Source organism: Xanthomonas sp. MUS 060 (genome assembly GCF_000963215.1).
Taxonomy (GTDB): domain Bacteria; phylum Pseudomonadota; class Gammaproteobacteria; order Xanthomonadales; family Xanthomonadaceae; genus Xanthomonas_A.
The window spans coordinates 1-553 of sequence record NZ_JZIM01000118.1; the positions used below are offsets into that span (position 1 = coordinate 1).

1 protein-coding gene is annotated in these 553 nt (G+C 63.1%); it reads left to right on the forward strand.

The window, feature by feature from the left end; genetic code table 11:
- Window positions 1-91 precede the first annotated feature (91 nt).
- Window positions 92-553: hypothetical protein (locus XANALMUS060_RS17310; protein WP_045739506.1), on the forward strand; the 462-nt coding region annotated here is incomplete at its 3' end.

Genomic DNA, 553 nt, shown 5'->3' on the forward strand with positions numbered 1-553 from the left:
CGCGGTTGACCCTGATGTGGTTCCAACGCAATCGCTTGATGGTCGACTGGTACGCCCAGCGTCAGCTCATGGCCAGTCTCGAGGATGAGGCATGAGCAACCAACATCGCGGGCGCATCACGGGTGATCCGGTGACGTATCAGATCCCGATGCCAGCAGGCGGGGTACAGATGGAAACCTTCCTGCCCTGGACGCTGATACGCAGGGGACTCAAGCAGCAAGTCATCACGCCGCTGGATGCGCCGCAGGAGTTCGGCGAGCAGGCCCATCGTGAGCGACAGCTGCGCAAGGTGCCTCAAGACACCGCGTTGATGCGCGCGCTTGGCTTGGCGCACCACTGGCAGCGTCTGCTCGATCAGGGGCGGTTCGGCTCCATGAGCGAGATCGCGCAGGCCGAAGGCATCGACCTCGGCCAGGCCAGCAGGATCAGTCGACTGGCGCATCTGGCCCCGGATGTGGTCGAGGCCATCGTCTCCAGAAACATCGAGGTGGGCGTCAGTCAATTGCTACGCGGCAAGCTGTCGGTGTCTTGGTCGGCGCAACGTGAGGCAATC